Source organism: Streptomyces sp. NRRL S-31 (assembly GCF_000718775.1).
GTDB lineage: Bacteria > Actinomycetota > Actinomycetes > Streptomycetales > Streptomycetaceae > Streptomyces.
In genome coordinates, this window is sequence record NZ_JOCB01000264.1 from 1 (window position 1) to 371 (window position 371).

Below are 371 nucleotides of genomic sequence, written 5' to 3' on the forward strand. Positions count from 1 at the left end.
CCACCACCTCCGCGAAGATCGTGGTGGCGGGCGGCTTCGGCGTGGGCAAGACCACGTTCGTCGGTGCCGTCTCGGAGATCAATCCGCTGCGTACAGAGGCCGTCATGACGTCCGCTTCGGCCGGCATCGACGACCTCACCCACACCGGGGACAAGACCACCACCACGGTGGCGATGGACTTCGGCCGCATCACCCTGGACCAGGACCTCATCCTGTACCTGTTCGGCACGCCCGGCCAGGACCGGTTCTGGTTCATGTGGGACGACCTGGTCCGCGGCGCGATCGGCGCGATCGTCCTGGTCGACACCCGCCGGCTCGCCGACTGCTTCCCCGCGGTCGACTACTTCGAGAACAGCGGCCTGCCCTTCGTC

1 protein-coding gene is annotated in these 371 nt (G+C 67.7%); it reads left to right on the top strand.

Features of this window, described 5'->3' with window-relative positions; all coding sequences use genetic code 11:
* Positions 1 to 371, top strand: a 371-nt coding sequence (locus IF37_RS0138550; protein ID WP_030754533.1) for an ATP/GTP-binding protein, incomplete at both ends; no start/stop codon positions are given.